This is a genomic window from Niallia sp. WK069_GA_01, from assembly GCF_983173855.1.
The window spans coordinates 3,301,785-3,325,346 of the sequence record NZ_OZ470138.1; the positions used below are offsets into that span (position 1 = coordinate 3,301,785).

Below are 23,562 nucleotides of genomic sequence, written 5' to 3' on the forward strand. Positions count from 1 at the left end.
ATGAAACGCTGAAGATTACTACGCATTTTCTTCTAACAAAGCAATAATGAAAACGAGGTGAAAAACATGCAACAGCGACGTGCAGTTGTAAGTGTAATTGGTAAAGATCAAGTTGGCATCATTAGTAAAGTAACAACATTAATTTCAAATAATGACATTAATATTTTGGATATTAGTCAAACAATATTACAAGATTTTTTCACTATGATGATGTTAGTTGATGTTACAAAAAATGAAAATTTAGATGAATTGCGTAATCAATTTGAAGAACTAGGCAATCAGCTTCATGTAAAAATCAATATTCAATTAGAAGAAATATTCCATTCTATGCATCGTGTTTAAGAAAGAAGGGTAAAAAATGAAAATTGCATTAAACGAAATGATGGAAACCATAAATATGGTTCAAATGGAAAATCTGGATATCCGTACAGTTACAATGGGAATTAGTCTATATGATTGTGCAAATTCAGATTTTGATAAACTAAATGATGCTGTTTACAACAAAATCACTTCCTATGCAAGCAAGCTTACAGAAGTTGCGATAGCAGTGGAAAAAGAATATGGCATTCCTATTATCAATAAACGCATCTCCATTACTCCAATAGCAGAAATTCTTGGAAATGCAACAGTAGAACAAGCGGTTACTTTAGCAAAAACTTTAGATAAAGCAGCGAAAAAACTGAATGTTGATTTTATCGGCGGCTATTCTGCCCTTGTTCATAAAGGGATTACAAAAGGCGATCAGACATTATTAGATGCATTACCAGAAGCTTTAACCGTTACGGATCGTGTATGTTCCTCTGTTTCTGTTGCTACTACTAGAACAGGAATTAATATGGATGCTGTTAAAAAGATGGGTATGATCATTAAAGAAGCAGCAGAAAAAACAAAGGATACAAATGGACTTGCCTGTGCTAAACTTGTTGTTTTCTGTAATCCAGTAGAAGATAACCCATTCATGGCTGGGGCTTTTCATGGTGCTGGTGAAGGAGAAGTTGTAATTAATGTAGGTGTCAGTGGTCCAGGAGTTGTCTTAAATGCCCTAAAAAAATATCCTGAGGCAGACCTTGGAGAAGTGTCAGACATCATTAAAAAAACAACATTTAAGATTACTCGCGCTGGTGAGTTGATCGGTCGTGTTGTAGCCGAACGTCTTAACGTACCATTTGGCATTATGGATCTTTCCCTTGCACCAACAAATGCAATTAATGATAGTGTTGCCGAAATATTAGAAGAAATAGGACTAGAACGCGTTGGTACACATGGTACAATTGCTGCTCTTGCACTAATGAATGATGCTGTAAAAAAAGGCGGAGCAATGGCTAGTTCTTATGTTGGTGGTTTAAGTGGCGCGTTTATTCCTGTAAGTGAAGACAATGGAATGATTCGTGGAATTTTAGATAACAGCTTAAGCTTATCTAAACTTGAAGCAATGACTTGTGTATGTTCTGTCGGCCTTGATATGATTGCATTAACCGGTGAAGTTTCAGCTGCAACTTTATCTGCAATTATTGCCGATGAAGCAGCAATAGGCATGATCAATAAAAAAACAACTGCTGTCCGTGTTATCCCTGTACCGGGTAAACAAGAAGGAGAAATTGTCGAGTTTGGCGGTTTATTAGGAAGAGCTCCTGTTATGGGTGTGAATCCATTCAGTTCGGCAAAATTAATTGATCGCGGCGGACGGATTCCTTCTCCACTACAAGCACTAATTAACTAAACAGTACGTTCTATCTGCGTCATAAAGAGAGAGATTATTTATCCCCTCTTTATGGCGCATTTATTATTGTTTACCATTCATCTTTTGGAATAGGCTTTATCCATAATTGCAACAAAAACACCAAACTGATATAACCAAATAAAGGGTATAACCATGATAATAATGTCCCGTAATGGATAAAGCTGATTATATAGGAGATTAAAAAAATCAAGGCAATAATCAAGATACTAGGAAGCTTTATATAACTGCTTAATTGTCTTTCCAGTCCATAGACATTGCCAATCACCGATGTAAATATCTCTCCATAAATAACCAAAATATAAATCCAAGAAAGCTCTGGCGCTAAGCTTTTCATGATCGTTGCCATTGGTATTGCATAACTACCGACATCTTGCAGCATAACTAATGTAAAGTGGCTGGATATTAATATTAACATTAAAGCGGTTCCCCCAATTATTCCTCCCCATTTAACCGTTTCATCATCCCCAATTTCTGAAGCCGCAGGAACAAGAACTGCAATAGCCAACGATAGATTAAGAGCAGTGTAAGAAAACGGTGCAGCTAGAGATCTCCATCCACTTTCAGAGAAAGCAAATACGTGAGAGAAAAAATCAGGAAGCTGTATAGATAAGAAAAATAAAATAAAACTAAAACTAATCATAATAGGGACTACAAATGTATTAACAGCAAATAACCCCTTCATGCCCACCATCATAACAAGCAAAGATAATCCGATTGTAAAAATTACGCCAATCCCTTTACTAATGCCCAATTGCTCTTCGAAAACCGCACCAGCACCTGAGAGCATTACTGCACACACACCAATTAGCATAATTAACATAATGCTATTTATAAATGTTCCTATCACATTACCAAATAAAAAAATCGTAAACTCTTGATAAGATTTCGCTTTTATTTTTACAGAAATTCTCATAAGTTTAGAACCTAAATAGGCAAATATAGTGCCGCTGATTAAGATGCCAATTAAACCAATCACGCCAAATTGTGAAAAAAATTCGACAATCTCTCTCCCTGTTGCAAACCCAGCACCTACAACCGTTCCAACATAAACAGCAGCCAATTGAAAAGCTGCGCTCCATTTGTTTTTCACATATTCTCCCCCTTACTTTACACTATATGTAAAAGCATACAAACTAGACGAGCTTTTTTATTGATTTATTGTCTTTATTTCTACATAATAAAGCAAATGAATTGTGGAAAGCTGTCATTCATTGTTGAACTGTAATAGCATTTATTTTCTTACTTAAGAGAATAATTTTGCTGTCTTTCTATTTTTCCACTATTTTCTATAAGCAAAAATATTGAAGATCAAAAAAGGTCAAAGTATAATAATCTTACAAGGTCAAAATTGATCAAACTCAAAAGGAGGAAATTTAAATGAAATGTCAAATCTGTCAAGAAAATAATGCAAGTGTAAGTGTACGGTTTGTTTTAAATAATGCAGAGCATCATCTAAACATCTGTCATAACTGCTATCAAAAAGAAAAACAAAAAATGACATCTAATCCGAATTCATTTTTTTCCCAGTCCTCCCCTTTTGATGATTTATTTAAGTCGTTAAACCAAGAAGGAGCAACGAAGTCAGCAGACCAAGCTCATTCAGGAAAGTCCAATAATAGCATACTTGAAAAATACGGGAAAAATTTAAACCATCTTGCAAATGCCGGTTTAATAGATCCGGTAATTGGAAGAGAAAACGAAATAGAACGTGTTATTGAAATACTAAATAGAAGAAATAAAAATAACCCTGTCTTAATTGGAGAACCTGGGGTTGGGAAAACAGCTATTGCAGAAGGCTTAGCATTAAAAATAGTGGAGAGTTCAGTTCCGAAAAAATTAAAAAATAAAGAAATTTATTTATTAGATGTAGCTTCCCTTGTCACAAATACCGGTATCCGAGGACAATTTGAAGAACGCATGAAACAGATTATTCATGAAATTCAAGAAAGAAAAAATGTTATTGTCTTTATTGATGAAATCCATCAGCTTGTTGGTGCTGGTTCGGCAGAAGGTTCAATGGATGCTGGAAATATTCTAAAGCCTGCATTAGCACGTGGAGAACTTCATATAATTGGTGCTACGACATTGAAAGAATACCGTCAAATTGAAAAAGATGCAGCATTAGAAAGAAGATTCCAGCCTATTCAAGTATTAGAACCTTCTGTTGATGCGGCAATTGCCATCTTAGAAGGAATTAAAGATAAATATGAACAATTCCATGAAGTTGCTTATACAGAGGAAGCAATAAGAGCTTGTGTTGAATTATCGCATCGTTATATTCAGGATCGTTATTTACCTGATAAAGCGATTGACTTATTGGATGAAGCAGGTTCAAAATTGAATCTCACATCTAATTACACTAATATGGAAGAAATTGAAAGTAGATTAGCAAGTATCGCAAAAGAAAAAGAGCTTGCATTAAAAGAAGAAAATTACGAACAAGCAGCAGTTATACGTAAGGAAGAACAACAATTAGAAAAAGCGTTAAGTCAACCAAATTCAGAAGAACATCCGATTGTTGATATAACATTAATTCAACAATTAATTGAGAAAAAAACAGGAATTCCTGTTGGTAAGCTGCAACAAGATGAACAACAAAAAATGAAATATTTAGCCGATCATTTGGCTGCAAAAGTAATCGGCCAAGAAGAAGCTATTACGAAAGTCTCCAAAGCAATTAAAAGAAGCAGAGCAGGTTTAAAAGCCAAAAACAGACCAATTGGCAGCTTTCTATTTGTTGGACCTACAGGAGTAGGAAAAACAGAACTGACAAAAACATTGGCAGAATCCTTATTTGGCACGAAGGAAAGCATGATTCGCTTAGATATGAGTGAATATATGGAAAAACATAGTATTAGTAAAATTATCGGTTCCCCTCCTGGCTATGTGGGACACGATGAAGCTGGACAGTTAACGGAACAAGTTAGAAGAAACCCGTACAGCATTATCTTATTAGATGAAATTGAAAAAGCGCACCCTGATATTCAATCAATCTTTCTGCAAATATTAGAAGATGGACGTTTAACAGACAGCCAAGGACGTACTGTCAGCTTTAAAGATTCTGTTATTATCATGACAAGCAATGCAAGTGTTGGTACAAAAAGAATCGTTGTAGGTTTTGAGAATAATGCTGCAATGGAAGAAAGTAACTTATTACAGTCTTTAGGCAGTTTCTTTAAACCGGAGTTTCTTAACCGCTTTGATGGTATCATAGAATTTAAGTCATTAGAAAAACAACATCTTCTTCGCATTGCTGATCTATTATTAGAAGAATTAGCCATAACACTGAAAGAACAAAATATTACACTTACCGTTACAGATGAAACAAAAGAAAAATTAGTAGAATTAGGAACACATCCTAGTTTTGGCGCTCGCCCATTAAGAAGAGTTATTCAAGAACATTTAGAAGATAATTTAGTAGATTTTATTTTAGACGAACCAGAAACAACAAGATTAACAGCTGTATTAAAAGAAGAAACGATTATGATTGAAGCAGAAAAAAATGCAGTAGTCACTGTTAACCAAAATAAAGAAGAGGGTTAAAACACTAAGTAGTTCAGATAATGTGGAGAAAAATTCAAATAACACTCGAAATATCGAATGAAACAGCATACTAATTAGCAATATATTAACAACTATATTATCACAAAAAAAAGCTAAGCATAAGTTGCTTAGCTTTTTTTCATTGATTTGTTATCAAGATGATAAAAATTAACTTTGTTATCGGCTAACCAAAATTCTATGGATATGTTTCTTTTCTTATCTACATAACCTATAATATCTAAACCTTGTTCTATACGAAAATAGTAGTTATCTCCTTATGCTTGTATAACATCCTTTTTTGTATCACCAATTTTTATGCCTTTTGCAGTTTCTAAACTACTATCGGTTATGATAAATCTTGTAATTTTACCCTTTTTATTTACTGCTACCTCAATTCCATTACTTAATTGAAAGTAATCATAGTTTTCAACATCTCGACTTTGTTCTGTTTTCTTCCCATATTTTTCTGATATTTTTTTGCTGTAATAATCATCATTTAAAGACAATCCATCAACACTCTCATTGCCTAAATTTGTGGTACTTGTAATCAGATAATGATATGAGCGAGGGAAGTTTTGGTCTAATGTAAAGGCAGATAGCAAAAAAACAATCCCTATCGAAGCTACAAAAATAATAATTTGTTTCATATAAAACTCCTTTATAAAATGTATGTCATAAGATAATTTTACCACAATTTTCAAAATACCTACTATAATACTCACTCTATTTCAGTCGCACTTATCTAAGATAAATAATATCTTTCAAATCAAATACTTTATCGGTTAAACCTAATCTTTGTGCAGGAGTAAGTTTTTTACCATCCGCAGAATTATAGGGCTTACAAAAGTTGTAGTAAGTTCTCAATATAGTTAAAGCATATTGTGCATATTTCGGATTGAAATTGGCGTAGATATAACTTTTGCCATCACCTCTGGCTGTCATCAATGGTCTTTCAAGGATTGATAAACTCCTACGAATTTGTTGAATAAAACTATTCGTAGCGTTATCATTCACATTCATTACCATCTTCGCTATATCCTTCGGTTCAAAAGAAGATAAATCGGTTGTGCAATTCACTTTATGAAACCCTTTATCTCTTGATGCTAATGGGTGTGTAATCGGATTTTTAGCCCATACATTATAGGATTGTTTTGGAGTTTTTATTTCACTATGAAACTTATGGGTTTCAAACAATTCCTTTAATGAAAAGTAAGCCAATTTCCGCAAGTTCTTTGTTTCATATCCACTATGAAAACCCCAATCCAATAAATCTGCTTTTGCATCGTCAAATTCTTCTAAACATTGTTTTCTGCTCTTGTTCTTATCAATCAAACAAAGAAAGTGGTGAGCATCATATGTGCTTACTTCCTTTGAGAATACCCTAAAAAATGCTGTTATTACAGAAGAATCATTATCGCTTATCATTCTCCATTCATTTGCCTTTACCATTTGTTTTATTAACCAATAATGAGCGATTGTTGTATAAGTGGGATTAACGTGAAGACCATCGACATACTGCATTCTTTTGTTAAAATCATTCAGTTCCGCTCGATATTCGTGTGGCTCTTGGGTATCTTTCGGTGAAGGTTCTTGTGGGTAATGGGAAAAATCCAAACGATTATTCTTCTTGCTAAAATCATTCAAATGGTCTTCTTTATAAATCACTGTATCAAGTTTTAAATCTTCTACCGTCATTTCCCAATCATAAGCGACATCAGACCGAAATACATATCGTGAGAGTACATCTGCTGATACAACTACATATGTCTGTACTTGACTGTCCTCTAAGCCAAAATACTTTTGACCACCTTGCCCCTTCTTACGAACATTATTAAGGTTATAGTGCATCTTATCGGTATTTAGCCACATTTCTTTAAATGACATATTAGCGAAGGGAGTTGTTTCATATTTCTCCAAAAACTCTAAACAACAACGGTATAACCATTCTAATTTTTGATAGTAAGTGCCAATTCCAATTTCTAAAATATCGCAAGTGCGACTGATAGGCATTTTGTTTAAAAGTAGTTTTGCGAACATTGGAAGAATATCATTTCTCTTTTGGCGATAGGTTGTGGATTGTCGCTTGTTTGGTAAAATGCTTGTTTTTTTCTTACATACTTTGCATTGCCATCTTTGAGAATTGTTCAAGGTTTTACCTTGTTTATAAAAATCTTCAGGCGTTTCAAACGGTGTTAAATGTCTTGCAGTACAACTTTCCTTATGGAAATTGTAATCAGGTTCAACTTCTTGGGTTTTATTGATACGAATTAACCTTGAAATTTCTTCGGCAACTGACCAATTTGAAACAGTAATAGAATTACAATTTAGCGTCATACCTCTATCTGGATGGATAGCATCTGGTTTACATACAAGCGATTTCTTGTTCATTGTTCCACTAAGTTTATATCGCTTACTTTTCCCCTTTAATGTAGCCTGTTCTTGACCACACCATTTACAAAAAGGGTTCGTGCAGAAATTATATTGGATTTTGTGTGCTTGTCCATTCCAAGTAAATTCAATGGGGCGGAACAACATATGGTTATAACGAAACGCAAATTGTTTATCAGACAGGACTTGATATTGTTCCTTTCTGTCTTTCAATTCTTCTTCACTCACAGGATTATGAATAACAACGATGCTGTCTTCCTTTGTCGCCAATCGTTGCAATTTAGCCAAGTTTTTTCCCCTCCATAACTTCTTCTAAACCCATTTTCTTTAGCATTCTCTTATTGTTTCGTATGCCATCAATCCATTTAAGAAAATCTTCGTCTTTTAGAAGGTTTTTTAGGAACATATCTACAACTTCGCTCTCGCTGTATTCACAGTATTCTGCATAGTTCTTCACTATCTCTCGGACTTGTTCAGAGACTAACCGATCAACTTTGTCAGCGTTATTGTTTTTAGGTTTTATAAACTGCATCCTAACCTCTCTCCTTTAAATGAAAATAGATTTAGCATAGTAATTAGCATCATATTTAACAACCAAATTTTTACCTTGACAATAGCTATTGCCACTCTGTTATTTAGTATGCGATTTCAACTGCTATTATATACATATTTTAACATAAAACATTGATATATCAACAAAAATAAAAGACCAAATCACTATGCGATTTGGTCTTAAAATTGATATGTTATTTCTACTGTTTCTCCACAATAACTGAACTATTTATTAAAACACCCTCTTCTTTTTATATATTAACTAACTGGTAGTCTTCTTTTAAGCACTCAAGAAAAGACTCGATTGTCGGTTTAGCTGGAATTTTATTTGAAAAAATTCCGCATGCCTCCGCTGTTTCTTTCGTTTTTGTTCCCATGCATACAACTTGTGCTGTTTCCGATAGATTTTCCATACCATAACGGCTCGATTGCTTCTTAAAAACATGAACAGATTTACTATTAGGAAACACCAATGTGTCAATCTCCGCTTCCTCTAACTGACGCTGAATAATCGGCGTAAACTTCGGATCAATCGATTTAATGCTTGTGATAAACAAATCAACTTCTCCACAATTATCCTTATAGTTTTCTGCCTCTTCAATTACCTGTTGATCACCAACTATTAAGCACTTTCCAGCTGCTTCTCTCTCTGAAATGTAAAATCCTGTCAGACCTTTTGTTTCTAATGCTTTTATCGTCTTTACAGATGTACCATATAACGCTGCTGTTATAAGTCGGAAATCTTTTTTATTTTCAGATAAAATATCAAAAAAGTCGTTCACTGCTTCTGATGAAGCAAATAATATTTGATCATAAGTTTGGAGATTATCTAATTGTGTTGGGTCAACATTAGCCTTTTCTTTTCGCCATTTTGGGAATTCAATTACATCTGCTCCATTTTCTTTTAACTCAAGAGCTAATTTGCTTTCTTCTGTCCCTGTTCGAATCAGTACCATTTGTCGACCAAACAAAGCTTTTTTTTCAAACCAGCTTATTTTTTCCCTAGCGGCAACAACCTCGCCTACAAGAGTAATTGCCGGATTTGTTATATTCCCTTTTTGGGCAAGATCAACTATTGTGGCTAATGTTCCTTCTACACTTTTTTGTCTGCCATATGTTCCCCATTGAATAATGATGGCAGGAGTATTTGGTGATTTTCCATGCTTAATAAGGTTATCACAAATATATTGTAAATTTTTCACTCCCATATAAAAGGCGATTGTTTTTATACTGCTGCTAAGTCCTGCCCAATCAATGTCTGGTTTTCCATTTGGTGTCTTATCATGGGCAGTCACAATGGCAAAAGAACCTGCGCAGTCTCTATGTGTTACCGGAATGCCAGCATAAAGAGGAGCTGCAATGCCCGAGGTAATCCCTGGAACGATTTCAAACTCAATATTGTATTCCGCTACAGCTAAGGCTTCTTCTCCTACTCTACCAAAAACACTAGGATCTCCACCTTTTAAACGGACAACGGTCTTTCCTGCTAATGCTTTTTCAACTAAAAGACTATTGATTACATCTTGTCTTAGGAAATGCCTATTTGGAAGTTTTCCACAATAGATGAATTCACAATCCGTTTGTGCATGGTTCAATAGATTTGGATTAATCAGCCGGTCATAAAGAATGACATCTGCCCTCTTAATCGCTTCTAAACCTTTAACCGTAATTAATTCAGCATCTCCTGGACCTGCACCTACTAAATAAACTTTTCCTTTCTGCATAGCAGTCATCCTCTCTACACCTTAACTTTTATTTGTATTAAGTAAGGATTGGCATTCACTTTTCCACCTATATCTTACGTCATCATCATTGTCAAACTGCTTTCTTCTTTAATGAAATGCAATCAACTTTTTTGGTATTCCTCTTTATAGAAATGTTCTAATGCAATAATGGCACTTCCCATTCTTTCTTCTTTCGGAATAACCATCCTTTCCACTCCTTCTTCTCGGAGTGCAGCAGCAGTAACTTTTCCGACAGCTACAGCTATTACATGATTAGAAAAAGCTTGTAGCATTTCGTCATAAACCCCTTTTTCCTTCGCATAAGAAAATAAAAACCGTGCTTGAGGGGTGCTGGTAAAATTAACTGCATCTACTTCTCCATGAAGAATTTCTGCCGTAAGCTTTTCTAACACCTCTTCATTTGGCGGAATATGCTTATATGGAAGAATTTCTTTAAATTCTGCTTGTTGTTCCTGCAGAAACTCTATTAATTTAGGAGCCGGATCACCATGCAGCTGAAGCGCTACTTTGCACCCTTTCAAATCATGAGAGGCTAGTGATCTTACTAATCCAACAGTGCTTCCGTCATCATCTCGAACAAGAGGAGCAATATTTAAACGCTTCAGCATATTAACGGTTTTATATCCTCTTGCTCCCACTTTTGCTGCTTGTATCGTGGTAATAAATGCTTCTCCAAGCTCTATTCTTTCAGCAGTTTTATATAGTGTTTCTGTTCCAACTCCTGTAGTAAAAATAAACCAATCATAATTTCCTGCTACTAAGTGTTTTATATCTTCTTCTAGATTGGAATCGTCTAAATAAATCGTTCCTTGTGCAGGCCGCTGAAGCGGAATCCCCCCTAAATTAATGATTAATTTGCTAAGTTCTTCCGCTTTGCGCTGCCCTGCTAATGCTATTCGCTTTCCTTCTAATCGTTTCATGCAGTACCTCCATATCAATAAGTTTTGAAACTACTATACCATTTTATTGATATAAAGAGAAAAAGAATTTTTTACTTCTAAATCCTATCATGCCTTACATATGCTGATATTGTTAGATCAATAATCTATTCTTCTATTAAAAGGTAGACATTATTTTCTTCTACAGCTGTTTTGTATGTTTTCACACATCCTGAATCCGGTTCTTGTACCTTTCCATCTTCTAAACATATTTTCCAATCATGCATTGGACAAAATACAAACTCACCACTGACAATGCCTTCTGTCAACACTCCGCCTTTATGTGGACAACGGTTTTCTACTGCTCGTACGGATTCTCCCGACAATCTAAAAACAGCAATTTCTTTATCTTTAAATTGAACAGTCTTCCCTAAACTTTTTGGAAGCTCGTCTAGCCCGCAAACTAGAACCTTCGTTATTTCTTTATTCACCATCTGTACTAGTCCCCCTTTTATTCACCATCATCATTAAGACATTACTACATTTTCAAATAATTCTTTTTTTGTTTTTTTGCTTTCTACAATTTCTTTCCAAGGATCTTTATAAACAGACAATGTATCTTCCATACGTGCATTTAACTCTTTTCGTTTTTCTTTATCATCTAGAATGGATTGAACATGCGCCAAGCCAACACGATCAATCCATGCAGAAGTTCTTTCTAAATAGTTAGCCGTTTCCCGGTAATATTGTAAATAAGCTCCGGTCACTTCCATTACTTCTTCATCTGTTTTTACTTTATACAATAAGTCTCCGCCGCGAACATGGGTACCGCCGTTTCCTCCAACGTATATTTCCCAGCCGCCGTCAATTCCAATAAAGCCAATATCTTTAAATCCTGATTCGGCACAACTTCTTGGACACGCAGAAACCGCCATTTTTACTTTATGAGGTGTTTGCAGCCCTTCGAATTTTTTCTCTAATCTAATGCCAAGGCCCATGGAATCTTGTGTACCAAAACGACAGAACTGTTCACCAACACATGTTTTAACCGTACGTAAAGATTTTCCGTATGCAAATCCTGAAGGCATATCTAAATCTTCCCATACATTTGGCAAATCTTCTTTTTTCACTCCAATTAAATCTATGCGCTGTCCACCAGTCACTTTAACTAATGGAATTTCATATTTATCTGCAACGTCTGCAATTCTTCTTAAATCATTTGCATTTGTAACTCCGCCATACATTCTTGGTACAACAGAGTATGTACCGTCTTTTTGTATATTTGCATGCATCCGTTCATTTACAAAGCGGGAATCTCTTTCATCCTTGTATTCTATTGGATTTACCATAGCTAAATAGTAGTTAAGTGCAGGACGACATTTTGAACATCCTTCTAAATTAGTCCATCCAAGAACACTCATTACTTCTCTTGTATGTGTTAAGCCTTTCTCACGGATTTCTTCTACAACTTCATCTCTAGATAAAGTCGTACATCCACAGATTGCTTCTTTTTGAGCCGCCGCATCAAATTCTGATCCTAGTGTATGCTGCAATAATTCTGCAACTAATGGTTTACAGCCTCCGCAAGAACGAGATGCACTCGTGCACGCTTTTATTTCATCAACAGAGGAACAACCTTGCTTTTGAATTGCTTCTACAATCGTTCCTTTTGAGACACCATTACAGCCGCAAATAATTTCATCAGCAGTCATGCTTTCAACTAAGCTTGTTCCAGACTCTTGGCCAATTGGCTGCAAAATCGAAATTTTTTCCGTATCGGAAATATCCGCTTCTTTTTGAAGCATAGAAAATAAACGATTTCCTTCACTGCTGTCACCAAAAAGCACAGCTCCAACAATTTGATTCCCTCTTAGCACAATTTTTTTGTAGACTCCATCTTGTTCATCAAATACTTTAATGGCTTTTTTCTCCGAATCTTCTGTAAAGTCTCCTGCTGAGAATACTTCTACACCTGATACTTTTAACTGCGTTGACAATACCGATCCTTCATAAGGTTTAGCAATTTGTCCGGATATATGATTTGCTAATACTTTCGCTTGTTCATAAAGAGGTGCAACTAGTCCATACGGTATCCCTCGATGTTCAGCACATTCTCCAACGGAATAAATATGTGGTAAATCCGTTTGCAAGTAGTCATTTACTACAATTCCACGATTAACTGTGAGACCACTGTTGACTGCTAATTCAATATTTGGCTTAATTCCTACTGCCATTACAACCAAATCTGCATCTAATATTGACCCATCTTTAAACTTTAATCCTTCTACTCTCTCATTCCCTAAAAACTGTTCTGTTTGTGTTTCTAATAAGAACTTCATCCCTTGTTTTTCCAACTCTTTTTGCAGAAGGCTTCCAGCAGTCGGATCAAGCTGGCGCTCCATTAAAAAGGGACCAAGATGAATGACGGTTACATCCATTCCTAAATTTAACAATCCCCTTGCTGCTTCTAATCCGAGCAATCCCCCGCCAATAACAGCTGCTTTTTTGTACTTTTTTGAAGCTTCCAGCATAATATCCGTATCTTTTATATCACGGAAAGCTGTAACGCCTTCCTTGTCAGCACCAGGAATCGGAAGCATAAATGGCACTGATCCAGTTGCCAAGATAAGTTCATCATAAGCTTCTACTCTGCCAGAATCGGTGATGACTACTTTCTTATCAGCATCTACTTTGGTTACTGTTTCACCAGTATGTAGCGTAATATTATTTTCTTTATACCAATCCCAATCATTTAATGTGATATCTTTTACTTCTGTATCCCCTTGTAATACCTTTGATAATAAAATTCTATTATAATTCGGATGCGGTTCACTTCCAAAAATAGTAATATCGAATTGTTCCTTTGATATTTTTAATATTTCCTCTACCGCTCTTACCCCGGCCATCCCATTTCCTACAAGAACTAATTTCTTTGCGCTCATCAAAATGCCTCCCCATTTAAAACTCCCTTAACTTATTATCATTAAAAGATATTTTTCAAATACTTGTTTAATTCACTTTATCATAATTAAAAGATGTTTTTAATATACTTGTTATATTTTCTGACACACTTTTTTGAATTTTTTTTTCTTTCTGAAAAATATAAATTTAAAAAAACATTGAAACATTCACATTGTATCCCCTTTCAATATTCTCAGTTTTTTTTAAAAAAAATTACATCATTTTTTTCTGGAATATATGAAAAAAATGAAATTCAAAAAAAAACACACTATGTCTTTATATACGACATAAGTGTGCAATTATTTTTTTGGACTTTTCATTTTATCCCACATTTAACGGGCAGTAAAATCCCCACTGATGGAAGGCTCACTTTATAAAGAGCTTACTTTTACAGCACTTACTTTGAATCCAGGCATCTTACAAGTAGGATCCAAATCTCCAGCGATTAATATATTTACATTTTGAGACCCTGCCCAATGAATAGGTACAAATACTGTATCTTGTCTAATTTTATCTGACCATTTGCTTCTTACTACGATACTACCCCGTTTTGACTCCACTTTCACTAATACATTATTTGAAATATTATATTTCTCAGCTGTAGCCGGATGAATCTCCATATATGATTCAAAGTTTCTTGCAGATAAAGAAGCGCTTTTTCGAGTTTGTACACCTGTTAAATATTGCGCCATGACTCTTCCTGTCGTCATATACAGCGGAAATTCCATGCTTATGCTTTCTTTAGGAACAACTGGTATATTTTTCACTGCCACCATCTTCGCTTTCCCATCTTCATGTGCAAATCCATTTTCAAACAACCTTGCAGTTCCACTATGATTTGTATCAGAACATGGCCATAATATTCCTTTTTCTTTTTTTATTCGCTCATAAGTTATCCCTGAATAATCTGCAATTCCTCCTTTGCTAGCTTTTCTCAACTCATTGAATATGTCCTCTGCTTTTGTATAAGAAAAGTACTCTCCTTTTCCAAGTACGTTTGCTATTTCGCAAATAATCTGCCAGTCATGCTTTACCTCTCCTGGACATGGACGACTGGCTTCCCGCAGCATGACTCTGCCTTCTAAATTTGTCATCGTCCCTTCATCCTCGAGATAGGAGGATGTAGGCAATATTAAATCTGCTAGTTTTGCCGTTTCCGAAACAAACATATCCACTGCAACGAAAAACTTTAACTTCTTTAATGCTCTTTTGACAAGATTAGCATTTGGATTAGAAACAATTGGGTTCGAGCACATAAGAAACATTCCCGTTATTTCACCTTGATCTGCTTTTTCAAACATTTCATATGCGGATACACCTTTTCTCGGAATATCTACTTTCTTTATCCCCCATACATCTGCAATATAAGCTCGATGTTCTTCATTTTCGATACTGCGATATCCAGGCAATTGGTCCGCTTTTTGGCCGTGCTCTCTTGCTCCCTGTCCGTTTCCTTGTCCTGTAATGGCACCATATCCAGAATACATCTTTCCAATTTTGCCAGTGGCAATCACAATATTTAAAAAGTTCCGAACTGCTGCTACTCCATCCGTCTGCTGTTCTATTCCTCTAGCTGTAAAAATCATTCCTGATTCTTCTTTGGCAAATTTCGTTGCAGCTTTATAGATTGCTTGAACAGGTACACCAGTCCATTCGGCAATTTCATTTATATCCAAAGTAGAAATATATTGTTTCACTTCTTCAAATCCAGTTGCTTTTTCTTTAATAAACGTTTCATCTACTAAGTTTTCGTCCAAGATTACTTTTAAAAGTCCATTTGCTAATGCAGCATCTGCTCCTGGTTTTACCTTTAAATGTAAATCAGCCAATTTTGTCGTTGCTGTTTCGCGAGGATCAATTGCAATAATAAAACAGCCGTTTTCCTTTGCCTTTTCAAAATATGGAATAATCGTTGGCTGGCATTCTGCAATATTTGTTCCGGCTAAAATAATGACCCGTGTAAAAGGAATTTCTGCCAATGTATTCGTTAATCCTCTATCCATCCCAAAGCTTTGAGCTGCCGCCGTTGCAGCTGCTGACATGCATAAACGTCCATTATAATCAATATACTTTGTTTGCAATGCAACACGTGCAAACTTTCCTAATAAATATGCTTCTTCATTGGTAATAGAGGCGCTCCCATATACCGCCAGCGCATCTTTCCCATCCTCTTTTTGAATTTGCGTGAAATTTTGCTTGATAGTATTTAACGCTTCCCTCCATGTGATGCGTACAAACTCACCATTCACTTTTAATAAAGGGTATTTAATTCGGTCATGCTGAAAAACATGCTGATGTGCATTCAAACCTTTTACGCATAAACGACCCTCAGATGTTGGGTTGTCTATCCCCGTCACTGTATATTTTTTTCGAGAAACGATGGATTCTTCCAATAATTGCATTTTACATTGCATACTGCAAAACGGACATTGAGTATTGAATCTTTTTTCAGATTGAGCTTCCTTTTGTTGTGTTCGAAAATACTTTAATAACATTTCCGTCATTATCATACTTCCTCTCTTTCGTTTTAAGATTTTATTACGAAACTAGCATGTTACTTGTTGAATGATTATTCACCTTCGGACTTCCCTATCCTTGACCCTTGCTATCTTCCGCTTGTATAAGCAATTGCTGCTAATGCTGCATATTAAAAATACGGATCACTTTTATCCCACTCTTAACGGGCAGTAAAACCCCCACTGATGGAAGGTTTACTTTAAAGTAAGGTCTTTTCGACATAGCTTTTTCTTACCTGCATTTCTTTCTCTAATCGATTTATTAAAAGTCTTCTAATATCTTGATCGAATAAAACCTCTCTAATATGAACTATGTTCACTCTTTCTATCCACCGCCAAGTTCTCTCTAAATAATTCGCTGTTTCTCGATAGTACTGAATAAATCCAGCAATAATTTCTATAGTCTCCTCTTCCGTCTGTACAACACACAATAACTCTCCTGTACGTGCATCCCTTCCACTGCTGCCGCCGACATAGATTTCCCATCCTCTCGTAATGCCAATTATGCCGATATCCTTTGTTGTAGAACCTGCTCCATTATGCATGCAGGACGAAACTCCTATTTTCACACGGTAAGGAGTAGGGAGAGATGCAGTTTGTTTTTCCAGTTGAACAGCTAACTGCAGCGATTTTTGTTTCTCACATGTACAAACATTCTCTCCAATACATGTTTTAATCGGATGAACAGTGTTTCCAAATGTAGAGGTTAATGGCATATCCAATTGAAGGCATATATCCAGCAGCTGTTCTTTTGCAATGCCCATTAGGTGGATTCTTTGTTCACTTGTGACAGCTACTTGATCAATTTTATATTTTTTAATACAATCGCTTATTTTTTGTAGTTGTTCTCCATTCGTCATTCCCCCATGCATTTGAGGAATGATTGTGTATGTGCCATCATTTTGCATAATGGCATTTATATTTTCATTTTCATAGAATATGCCTTGAACATTTTCATATTCAGGATAAATCATTCCTAAATAATACTGAAGTGCTGGTGCACATTTTGAACAGCCGCCAGCATTTTTCCAATGAAGCTTCGTCATTACCTCTTGTACCGACATTATTTTTTGAACTTGCATTTCATGCACTACTTCCTCTTCTGTTAAAGACGTACAGTCACACATGGATTTTTTTTCAATCTTCTCATGAAAATTATCACTGTGAATATAGTGCAATAAATCTCCAACAAGGGATTTGCAGCCGCCGCATGAGGCGGAAGCTTTTGTACATTGCTTTACTTCCTCCACTGTTGTTAACTCTTTTTCTTGTACTGCTTCTATAATGTTTCCTTTTGTCACACCGTTGCAATTGCAAATCATTTCGCTTTGGAGCATTGCAGCAAATGAATTCACTCCATTCCCTTTCATTTGGTACAATTCCTGTCTATCTAATTGATGTATATCTTTTTTCTTCAGCACCATGTCCAGTAATTTTGCACTTAATCTTGTATCTCCAAATAAAATAGCTCCAACGACTTGATCATCTTCTAATAAAACTTTTTTATAAACGCCATCCACTTCATCAAAAACTTTGATGGATTTTGTATTGTCCCCTTCGTATACGTTTCCGACAGAAAAGACATCGATGCCGGATATTTTTAATTTAGTAGAGAGAATGGAGCTTCTGTAAGGTTCTCCATCGAGTCCGCAGATTCTTTTCGCTAAAACTTGCCCTTGCTCGTAAAGGGGCTTCACAAGACCATATACCATTCCTCTATGTTCTACGCATTCCCCAACAGCATAAATATTAGGGATGCTTGTTTCCATATAATCATTTACAATAATTGCTCTATTTGTTTCCAGTCCACTTTCTTTTGCTAATTGGACATTCGGAATAACTCCAACCGCAAACACAATTAAATCCGCTTCCATTTCTGTTCCATCACTAAAGCGAATTCCCTCCACACGAGTGCTTCCTAGGATTTCTTCTGATTGCTTTCCTAATAAAAAATTCATACCTTGTAATTCAAGCTCTTTTTGCAAAAGCTTGGATGCGGTTTGGTCTAATTGCCTTTGCATTAAATATTCTGCATTATGAACGACGTCAACCTTCATTCCAAGATTAAGGAGCCCTCTTGCTGCTTCCAGTCCTAACAAGCCACCACCGATGACCATTGCCTTTTTATATTTTTTCGAAGAATCGATTATTTTTTCACAATCCTCAATCGTTCGAAATGCAATGACTCCTTCTTTTGTACTTCCTGGAAGGGGAAGCACAAATGGCAAAGATCCTGTAGCAAAAATAAGCTTATCGTAAAATAGTTTGTTTTGTTTATCTGTTAAGACATATTGTTCAGTTGAATTAACTTTGATGACACTTTCCCCTTTGCAAAGAGTAATAAAGTGTTCTTTATACCAAATATCGTCATTCAATATAATATCTTGGATGGAAATATCCCCCTGTAAAACAGAAGATAATAAAATCCGATTATAATTTGCATGAGGCTCGCTTCCAATAATAGTGATTTGAAATGTGTTTTCAGGGTCATTTTTTATGATTTCCTCCACACATCTTACTCCTGCCATCCCATTCCCTATTACTACAAGTTTCTGTTTCACCATTACTTATAACCCCCAGCTTTTTTCAATAATTAAATGTAATAAATAGAATACATGATTTCTATTATTTCATAATTTAAATTTTCGGAAAATAAACATGTCATATAATCTGACAATATACTTTCCTTGAAACCGCTTAACATGTTATTGCAACAGCATTTATTTTTTTAATATTTTTTTCACTATGCAAATGCAAAAAAAATACTACGTCAGATATTCTTACACAAGCCTTTTCCTATAATCATCCCTCTACTATAATCAAAACATGTAAATTATTTATTAGTTTACCACTGTAAAGTAATATCGAATGACATAACTGTCCATATTGCTTGCATTATTAACTACCAAGGAGGAATTGAAAATGAAATTAGCTGAATTAAGAAAAACTGGACATCCGAAAACGCTGCTCTCGTCATTTTTGTATTTTGACATTAGTTTTATGATTTGGGTTATGCTTGGTGCATTGGGTGTATTTATTTCTCAAGATTTTGGTTTAACACCAACACAAAAAGGATTTATTGTTGCTATTCCTACATTAGCAGGCTCTTTTTTCCGAATCGTTTTAGGTATTTTAACGGATAGAATTGGACCAAAAAAGACTGCGACTATTGGCATGTTAGTTACGATGATCCCGTTGACGTGGGGGTTTTTAGCAGGTAATTCTCTTCCTGAACTATATGCAATCGGCATTTTATTAGGAGTAGCTGGAGCTAGCTTCTCTGTTGCTTTGCCAATGACGAGCCGTTGGTACCCGCCTCATTTACAAGGGTTGGCAATGGGAATTGCTGGTGCCGGTAATAGTGGAACGTTAATCGCAACATTATTTGGACCTCGTTTAGCAGTGCATTTTGGCTGGCATAGTGTAATGGGATTTGCTCTTATACCTTTAGTCCTTGTTTTTATATTGTTTACTTTATTAGCGAAAAACGCACCTTCTCAGCCAAAGTCTCAGCCTATCGCTAATTATTTCAATGTGTTTAAATTTAAAGACACATGGTTCTTTTGTCTTCTGTATGGGGTAACATTTGGCGGCTTTGTTGGATTAGCAAGCTTTTTAAGTATTTTCTTTGTTGATGAATATCAGTTGACTTCCGTACAAGCTGGTGATTTTGTTACATTATGTGTTGCAGCTGGAAGCTTTTTCCGACCAGTTGGAGGCTTTATTGCCGACCGAATTGGAGGAGTCAAATTACTTTCCACTTTGTTTATTATTGCAGCAATATGCATGATTGGCGTTAGCCTTCTTCCTGCTCTTGGGCTTGTTATTGCTTTACTTTTTGTTGGTATGATGTGTTTAGGAATGGGAAATGGTGCAGTATTCCAATTAGTTCCTCAGCGCTTTCAAAAGGAAATTGGAATGGTAACTGGAATTGTTGGTGCAGCTGGTGGAATCGGAGGCTTCTTCCTTCCAAATATTTTAGGTACATTAAAACAGCTTACAGGTACATATTCCACAGGATTCCTTACTTTTTCCTTCATTGGTTTAGCAGCTTTCGGTATTTTAATGATTGCAAATTTATCGTGGAAGAAACATTGGGATACGAAAGGTGATGCAGTAAAAATATAATGTAAACTACAACATTCCTTAATCCATAAGAAAAGCACAAGAGCCCTTGCTCATCCGACAGAATAAGGTGAGTTCCACAGGATGTAGATCACACAAATGAAGACATAAGGACGTGGCATTATTAATTTGTGTACCTTAAGTGAGATAAAGGAAACACGAAGAACGTAGTGATTCGATGTTGACTACGCAAGCGAGGTGAAGGAAGCGTTGAAGTCGATAGGGCGCTTGCGCTAGACACTTCTCTGACTTCAGAAAACTTATGCTTTCTTTCTTATCTTTTAAATAAAGAACTGACTCAACACGTCAGTTCTTTATTTTTTCTATTTTTTAGTTAAAGCAGACAGCGTTATAAGGATGGCATTATTATCACAGTTTCGTATCGTCTATAGAACTCAGCCACTTATCTATTTCCGCAATAACAGATTCAATGGATCCTTCTTCAAACGGAGATAATAAATTCGCTTCTTTAACAAGCTCTGTAAATGGCAGGCTGCCTCCTAATTCACAAAGTTTTACATAATCATTCCATGCATCTTTTTTATTTTCTCTTGATCGTTTCCAAAATTGGAAGGCACAAATTTGAGCAAGTGTATAATCAATATAATAGAATGGGGAAGTATAAATATGAAGCTGTCTTTGCCAAAATCCTCCATTTTCTAAAAATTCATTATCATCATAGTCTTTATGAGGCATATATTTTTTTTCAATCTTTTTCCAAGCTTGTTTTCTTTCTACTGGTGATGCAGTTGGATTCTCATATACCCAATGCTGGAATTCATCTACTGACACACCATACGGTAAAAATAACAGGGCAGAACTTAAATGAGCAAATTTATATTTATCTGTCTCTTCTTTAAAGAATAATTCCATCCAAGGCCATGTAAAAAATTCCATGCTCATGGAATGAATTTCTGCTGCTTCATAAGTTGGCCAATAATATTCTGGAATATCAAATGTTCCACTGCTGTATACTTGAAATGCATGGCCTGCTTCATGCGTCAAAACATCAATATCGCCAGATGTTCCATTAAAGTTGGAAAAGATAAATGGTGCTTTATAGTTTTCAATAAATGTACAATAGCCACCACCGGCTTTTCCTTTTTTAGCAACTAAATCCATCAATTCATTTTCCTTTAAATAAGAAAAGAAAGTACCGGTTTCCTTCGATAATTCGTTATACATTTTTTGTCCATTGTCAATAATCCATTCAGGATCACCTTTTGGTACGGCATTTCCTGATAAAAAGTTTAAAGACTCATCATAATACTTTAATTCTTTTACGCCAATTCTTTTTTGTTGTCTCTCTTTTAATGATGAAGCAAGCGGTACAATAAATTGATGAACTTGCCCTCTGAATTTTGCCACCATCTCTGCATTATAATCTGTACGGTACATACGATAATAAGCTAATTCGACAAAGTTTTTGTACCCTAATTTCGTTGCAATTTGCGTACGTATTTTTACCATATCATCATAGATTCGATCTAACGTTTCTTCATTTTCTGCAAAAAAGGCAAATCTAGCAGTATTTGCTTCTTTTCTCATATGACGATCTTTTGATTGCGTATATGGTTCCATTTGAGCTAATGTTCTTTCCTCACCATCAAATAAAATTTTTGCGGAAGCCAGAAGTTTTGTATATTCTGTTGATAATTTATTCTCTTGCTGAAGAAGCGGTACAACATCTTCCGAAAAGACCTTCAGTTGTGCTTCTGCTAACGCAAATAACTGCTTCCCCCACTTTTGTTCTAACATCGGTCTATAAGACGACTGAACAAGCGCTTTATAATACTTTGTAATTAGACCTTCTATTTGCGGAGAAAATTCATCTAAATAATCCTGTTCCTGCTGATAAAACTCATCATTAGTATCGACCGAATGTCGAATATAACAAATGTTACACATCGTTGATACATCGTTGCGGATACTATTAATTTGTTCTATCACCTCAATTTGTTCCTCTGCATGTGAAGCTTGCTGAAACAAGACGAGTAATTTCTCAAATTTTGTTGTAATTTCATCTATATTTGGCCTTTTATAATCAAATTCTGAAAATTTCATTTTTTTCCTCCATCTATCCTGTTTTAAATAAAAAAATTAACTCCTCATCAAATTAACGTCAATAGCACAAAATTCTAACAAGAGAATTTTAGACGTATTTCAGCATTAAAAACTTCTAATATTTGTCCTTTCTATAACTATTAATGCTTTCCATATATACTAATTACACATTCCAACCACTATTTCCTGCTTAGTTATTATTTTACAACAATAACTTTTGCAGGACAGACAAGCCCCCCGCAGGAGTTTACTCCGAGAAAGATCGGCGCCCGCCCCATGGAAAGCAAAGTGTATTCCGGCTGCGGACTATTTGAGAGAGCAAGCCTTTTTCAGGATAGCCCAAAACAAAAAAACTGGTTATTCACCAGTTCCTTTTTTTAAAAAATATAGCAAAATAATTCATGCAAAAAATGAAATTTATCCAGCGATGCCCCTGCCGTTTCTAGCTTTTTTATTTATTTGCAATAGAAAGTCCTAACTTCTTCACAAGCTCAATTACAGTTGCTTTTTCTTCATTTGACAACTCAGACATCAGTTCATGTATTTTTTCCTCATGACTTGGAAAAATAGATTCAATCATTTCTTTTCCAGCATCTGTTATTTGCGCAAATGTCACCCTTCTATCATTTGGACACGCAACTCTTTTCAAGAACCCTTTTTCTTCCAATTTGTCTACAACATACGTAATACTTCCACTTGCCAATAATATCTTTCCACCAATTTGCTGTAATGGTTGATCGCCTTTATGATATAGCAATTCCATTACTGCAAATTCTGTTGGATTTAACCCATATGTTTGAATTAATCTATTCACATTTTCATTCATTGCACGATAAGCTCTTGATAAAACAATAAATAGTTTTAATGATTGATTTATATCTTCTTTGCCCATCTTATTCATTCCTTTTATGTAATAAAATATATCTCGAATTCGAATCAATTATACATTTCTCTTCCTTTATTGTCAATAAAGCACTAGTCCAGCCCTAATTGTGATTTCCTTTATACATGCTATAATAAAAAATATTAAGCGAAAGATTTTTATGGAG

16 protein-coding genes are annotated in these 23,562 nt (G+C 35.3%); 4 read left to right on the forward strand and 12 right to left on the reverse strand.

Features of this window, described 5'->3' with window-relative positions; all coding sequences use genetic code 11:
* Positions 1 to 66: 66 nt before the first annotated feature.
* Complete coding sequence (locus AC5LWL_RS15705; RefSeq protein ID WP_493435187.1) at positions 67 to 342, forward strand: ACT domain-containing protein; 276 nt, start codon at positions 67 to 69, stop codon at positions 340 to 342.
* A gap of 16 nt (positions 343 to 358) precedes the next feature.
* Positions 359 to 1,720, forward strand: a complete 1,362-nt coding sequence (locus AC5LWL_RS15710) for a PFL family protein (protein WP_493435188.1) — start codon at positions 359 to 361, stop codon at positions 1,718 to 1,720.
* A 70-nt stretch (positions 1,721 to 1,790) separates the two neighbouring features.
* Here AC5LWL_RS15710 and AC5LWL_RS15715 read toward each other — a convergent pair whose 3' ends face one another.
* Positions 1,791 to 2,831 (reverse strand): YkvI family membrane protein, encoded by a 1,041-nt coding sequence (locus AC5LWL_RS15715; RefSeq protein WP_493435189.1) that lies wholly within the window; start codon positions 2,829 to 2,831, stop codon positions 1,791 to 1,793.
* Positions 2,832 to 3,118: 287 nt separating this feature from the next.
* On the opposite strand from AC5LWL_RS15715, the gene AC5LWL_RS15720 reads away from it, so the two are divergent.
* Complete coding sequence (locus tag AC5LWL_RS15720; protein ID WP_493435190.1) at positions 3,119 to 5,284, forward strand: ATP-dependent Clp protease ATP-binding subunit; 2,166 nt, start codon at positions 3,119 to 3,121, stop codon at positions 5,282 to 5,284.
* Between the two features lie 275 nt (positions 5,285 to 5,559).
* Here AC5LWL_RS15720 and AC5LWL_RS15725 read toward each other — a convergent pair whose 3' ends face one another.
* The 9 genes from AC5LWL_RS15725 to nirB (AC5LWL_RS15765) form a co-directional block, all read right to left on the reverse strand.
* Entirely contained in the window at positions 5,560 to 5,931 is a 372-nt protein-coding gene (locus tag AC5LWL_RS15725; RefSeq protein WP_493435191.1) for a hypothetical protein, read from the reverse strand.
* Between the two features lie 91 nt (positions 5,932 to 6,022).
* A complete protein-coding gene (locus AC5LWL_RS15730; protein WP_493435192.1) occupies positions 6,023 to 7,960 on the reverse strand; it encodes a transposase in 1,938 nt (645 codons plus the stop codon).
* Positions 7,953 to 8,204, reverse strand: a complete 252-nt coding sequence (locus AC5LWL_RS15735) for a hypothetical protein (RefSeq protein WP_493435193.1) — start codon at positions 8,202 to 8,204, stop codon at positions 7,953 to 7,955. The genes AC5LWL_RS15730 and AC5LWL_RS15735 overlap by 8 nt, the downstream gene beginning before the upstream one ends.
* Positions 8,205 to 8,475: 271 nt before the next feature.
* Positions 8,476 to 9,957, reverse strand: coding sequence for a uroporphyrinogen-III C-methyltransferase (gene cobA / locus AC5LWL_RS15740; protein ID WP_493435194.1), 1,482 nt, complete (start codon positions 9,955 to 9,957; stop codon positions 8,476 to 8,478).
* Between the two features lie 113 nt (positions 9,958 to 10,070).
* Positions 10,071 to 10,889, reverse strand: a complete 819-nt coding sequence (locus AC5LWL_RS15745; RefSeq protein ID WP_493435195.1) for a uroporphyrinogen-III synthase — start codon at positions 10,887 to 10,889, stop codon at positions 10,071 to 10,073.
* A gap of 125 nt (positions 10,890 to 11,014) precedes the next feature.
* Entirely contained in the window at positions 11,015 to 11,341 is a 327-nt protein-coding gene (nirD, locus tag AC5LWL_RS15750) for a nitrite reductase small subunit NirD (protein WP_493435196.1), read from the reverse strand.
* Positions 11,342 to 11,374: 33 nt separating this feature from the next.
* Positions 11,375 to 13,789: a nitrite reductase large subunit NirB gene (gene nirB, locus AC5LWL_RS15755; protein WP_493435197.1), complete on the reverse strand. Its 2,415-nt coding sequence runs from the start codon at positions 13,787 to 13,789 to the stop codon at positions 11,375 to 11,377.
* Positions 13,790 to 14,179: 390 nt separating this feature from the next.
* Positions 14,180 to 16,312, reverse strand: a complete 2,133-nt coding sequence (gene nasC / locus AC5LWL_RS15760; protein ID WP_493435198.1) for an assimilatory nitrate reductase catalytic subunit NasC — start codon at positions 16,310 to 16,312, stop codon at positions 14,180 to 14,182.
* A gap of 212 nt (positions 16,313 to 16,524) precedes the next feature.
* Positions 16,525 to 18,888: a nitrite reductase large subunit NirB gene (gene nirB / locus AC5LWL_RS15765; RefSeq protein ID WP_493435199.1), complete on the reverse strand. Its 2,364-nt coding sequence runs from the start codon at positions 18,886 to 18,888 to the stop codon at positions 16,525 to 16,527.
* A gap of 358 nt (positions 18,889 to 19,246) precedes the next feature.
* Between nirB (AC5LWL_RS15765) and AC5LWL_RS15770 the strand changes: the two genes are divergently transcribed.
* Complete coding sequence (locus AC5LWL_RS15770) at positions 19,247 to 20,452, forward strand: nitrate/nitrite transporter (protein WP_493435200.1); 1,206 nt, start codon at positions 19,247 to 19,249, stop codon at positions 20,450 to 20,452.
* A gap of 366 nt (positions 20,453 to 20,818) precedes the next feature.
* Here the strand turns inward: AC5LWL_RS15770 and AC5LWL_RS15775 are convergent, their stop codons facing one another.
* Together AC5LWL_RS15775 and AC5LWL_RS15780 are read right to left on the reverse strand one after the other, a co-directional pair.
* Entirely contained in the window at positions 20,819 to 22,513 is a 1,695-nt protein-coding gene (locus AC5LWL_RS15775) for a M3 family oligoendopeptidase (RefSeq protein WP_493435201.1), read from the reverse strand.
* Between the two features lie 451 nt (positions 22,514 to 22,964).
* Positions 22,965 to 23,405 (reverse strand): MarR family winged helix-turn-helix transcriptional regulator, encoded by a 441-nt coding sequence (locus tag AC5LWL_RS15780; RefSeq protein WP_493436623.1) that lies wholly within the window; start codon positions 23,403 to 23,405, stop codon positions 22,965 to 22,967.
* Positions 23,406 to 23,562 lie beyond the last annotated feature (157 nt).